4 protein-coding genes and 2 pseudogenes are annotated in these 3022 nt (G+C 71.1%); 5 read left to right on the plus strand and 1 reads right to left on the minus strand.

Going from position 1 to position 3022, the window contains the following annotated elements:
• The 4 genes and pseudogenes from ABTY20_RS35010 to ABTY20_RS35025 all read left to right on the plus strand — a co-directional run.
• Positions 1 to 244, plus strand: a 244-nt coding sequence (locus tag ABTY20_RS35010) for an integrase core domain-containing protein (protein WP_352001176.1), incomplete at its 5' end; no start/stop codon positions are given.
• Positions 245 to 250: 6 nt separating this feature from the next.
• Positions 251 to 523 carry a hypothetical protein gene (locus ABTY20_RS35015; protein WP_352001177.1) on the plus strand — a complete coding sequence of 91 codons (273 nt, stop codon included), beginning with the start codon at positions 251 to 253 and terminating at the stop codon, positions 521 to 523.
• Between the two features lie 297 nt (positions 524 to 820).
• Positions 821 to 1762, plus strand: a complete 942-nt coding sequence (locus tag ABTY20_RS35020) for an alpha/beta fold hydrolase (protein ID WP_352001178.1) — start codon at positions 821 to 823, stop codon at positions 1760 to 1762.
• A gap of 342 nt (positions 1763 to 2104) precedes the next feature.
• Positions 2105 to 2191 (plus strand): annotated as a pseudogene (locus tag ABTY20_RS35025) (integrase core domain-containing protein); the annotation flags it as partial.
• Here ABTY20_RS35025 and ABTY20_RS35030 read toward each other — a convergent pair.
• Positions 2186 to 2431 (minus strand): hypothetical protein, encoded by a 246-nt coding sequence (locus tag ABTY20_RS35030; RefSeq protein ID WP_352001179.1) that lies wholly within the window; start codon positions 2429 to 2431, stop codon positions 2186 to 2188. The pseudogene ABTY20_RS35025 and the gene ABTY20_RS35030 overlap by 6 nt on opposite strands.
• A gap of 197 nt (positions 2432 to 2628) precedes the next feature.
• Between ABTY20_RS35030 and ABTY20_RS35035 the strand changes: the two are divergent.
• Positions 2629 to 3022 (plus strand): annotated as a pseudogene (locus tag ABTY20_RS35035) (hypothetical protein); the annotation flags it as partial.

Below are 3022 nucleotides of genomic sequence, written 5' to 3' on the forward strand. Positions count from 1 at the left end.
TACCTCTCCAACGAGAGCATGGACGCCCTCTACCCCGACGACGCGATCGTCCTGCCGACCGCATCAGACGACTGATCGCCTACACCACAAGAAGGAGCATGACCAGCCGACCGCACAAGCCGCCCGCCTCGCAGTCTTCCGCTGGCTCGGCTTCTACAACCACCGGCGCAGGCACTCCACGATCGGCTACCTCACGCCGGTCGCCTTCGAACAGAGATCAACTACGCTGGCCATCGCTGCATAACAAGCGGTGTCCACGATCAAGGTGGAAGCCCCCACTCCCGCCTGGCACACCGACCGCGCCGCCTACGCCCAGCGCAACGACACCCACTGGACCCGCAGCGACCACCTCCCCGCCCACGTCATCGCCCGCACCGGCGAGAAACGATCCCCGTCAGAAGCCGGCCGGTGGTCGGTTGCCCTCCTGCCTCACTCCGCTGCCGTGAACGGCGCCCACATCCCGGTGGACGGCGGCCGGCCCCAGGCGGGCCTCGGTCTCACGCCGGGCCCGGGTTCCGCGTGACAAGTGAGGCAGCGGTGCCTCGCGGCATCGCGGGCCGTCGTCCGAGCCCGCGTCGCGAACGACGTGGCGGCGGAACTGCCCCCCGGTGCCGTAGGCGCTTCTGGGCCTGGGGGTGGAGTCGCGAGGGGCGGTTTCCCCCTGGAGAGCTACGGGCAATGCCCACGGTGGGGTGACGCTTCCTCAGGCGCGTTCGCATAGCGTTCGGTCATGGCCGCAACGTCCGGGCCGAGGGCCCGGCGAAGGGCCCGTCGTTCACAGATCCGCCTTCCCGTGCTCCCGGAGGACCCCATGAACCGCATGCTCAAAGCCACCGCCGTCGCCGCACTGTGCTGCACCGTCGCCGGTACGGGCTACGTGGGCGTGGCGCAGGCCGAGGGACACGGGGGCGGGGCGGACAGGACCACCGCCAGGGTGACCCACCCGGGTCACGCGGGCCGCGCCGACTCCTTCGTCGGGGAGAAGAAGATCGGAGTCCGGGGATACTCCGTGAACGTCTCCTGCTCGGGTCGGCAGACGGGTCACAAGCCCGTGGTGGTGCTGATGGCCGGCCTCGGGGACGGCCTTGACGCGATGGCCGACCTGCAGAAGACGCTGAGCGAGAAGAACCGGGTCTGCTCCTACGACCGTCTGGGCGAGGGCAAGAGCGACAAGCCCCGGGGGCCGCAGAGCCTGGAGGACTCGGGCCGGATCCTCACCGGGGTGATCAACCGGGTCGCCGGCGACTCCCCCGTCGTGCTGGCGGGCCACTCGCTGGGCGGCCTGATCGCCGGCCGCTACGCCCCCGAGCACCGCGACCGCGTCAAGGGCCTGGTCCTGATGGACGCCACCTCCCCGACCATGACCGCGGACATCACCCGCGCGATCCCCGAGTCCGCCACCGGCGACGCGGGCGACCTGCGGGCGCAGACCGTCAGCACGATGCGGGGTGGGAACCCGGAGAACCTCGTCGTCACCGACGGCCGGGTCCGCTCCGCCGGATGGATCCCGACCGAGGTGCTCCGCCACGGGCAGCAGTACCTGGCCGCGTTCCCCACGTACGGCCCCACCCTGGAGTCCGACTGGACGAAGGCACAGTACAAGTGGGCCACCGTGTCCCACCGCGGCACGGTCCGCGTCGCCGAGGACAGCGGCCACTACATCTACGTCGACCGCAAGGACATGGCGGTCAAGTCCATCCAGCGCGTCGCCGCCGAGGTCACCCAGCAGAACAGCGGCCGGTGGGGGCACGCGGGACGGTGACGGGGGCCCGGGCCGGCCGGCGGGGATTCCCAGGAGCGGTGGCGGAGCAGCTCAGGCGGGTTCGGGCGCGCGAGGCCCACGCCGTCACCCGTCGTCCAGGCGGTCCGCCACCGTGAGCTTCGTCCTGGCAGACGGGTTCCGGCTGTCCTGTTCGCCGTGACGGGCCTGATGACACCGCCGGCCGTCCGCCGGGCGGAACGGCACCGTGCGCCGCGGCAGGCGGTGGAGTTGGCGTCGGCCGCCGCCTGATCCGTGCGGATCGCACTCGTCCGAACCGTCCTCAATGGCGCAGGGACCGAGGCAGTACTCAGCGGAGTACGGATGCCGCGCATGAACTCGATCATGGAACGGTGGGTGCAGACCTGTCGGCGCGAGTTGCTGGACCGCACCCTGATCCGGAACGAGCGACACCTGCTCCACGCGCTACGCGAGTTCGAAGACTTCCACCACTCCCACCGGCCCCACCAGGGCATCCCCAACGCCCACCCGTTGCGCCCCTTGCCGAGGCCGATCAGCGATCCGGAGCAGATCACCCATCTCGACATACGACGACGCCAACGACTCGGCGACATCCTCCACGAGTACCGACGCCGTGGCGGTGCTGGCGGCGGTGGGACGCGACGACGGCACCGGGGTGCGGGTGGTGGTGAGGGGGACGCCGTCCGCCACCCCGTACAGTGGAGCCCTGTACGTCCCCACCCATGGTCTGGACGAGAGCGGCCCTCGTGCCCTGCGGTTGGCTTCCGGTGCCGCGGGTCGGGCACTGGAGTGCGACGGGGAGATTTTCGAGGGGCGGCGTACCTGACGGCTGGTCCAGGTCGGAGGGCGGTGACACGCCCGGGGAGGGGCTGGAGCTCTACTTCGACATGTTCCAGCCCGTGCAGCCCGACCACGGCTACCGGGCCGAGCGCCGGGAGGTCGACCGGGTGCTGCACTCCTTCGACGTCAAGGGCCGCACCAAGGTGGCCGTCGTGGTGGTCAAGGGCCAGAAGGACCACCCCAGTTGGGGCCCGGAGACGAACGCCGCCTGTGATCCCGCCGAACTCCCGGCCGCGTATGCGGCCGCCCAGGGCTGGGAGGTGGGGACGGACTGCGACGGCGCACGGGTGCCGGTGAGCCGGCTGGAAAGCTCCACCGGAGCCGAGTACTGCGGCTGGCAGTCGGTCCGCTTCCTCACCCTGGGCGGCCGCACGGACGTCCGTGATCCCGAGGGCGTGCTCGCCCGTGACGGGTTGCTCGGCGCGCCGTACCGCAAGCAGG

The sequence above is a fragment of the Streptomyces sp. NPDC126497 genome (genome assembly GCF_040302425.1).
Lineage (GTDB): Bacteria > Actinomycetota > Actinomycetes > Streptomycetales > Streptomycetaceae > Streptomyces.

What these genes read in the sequence shown, in the direction of transcription:
- ABTY20_RS35020 (WP_352001178.1), top strand. Translation starts at nt 821, where the DNA reads ATGCTCAAAGCCACCGCCGTCGCCGCACTGTGCTGCACCGTCGCCGGT.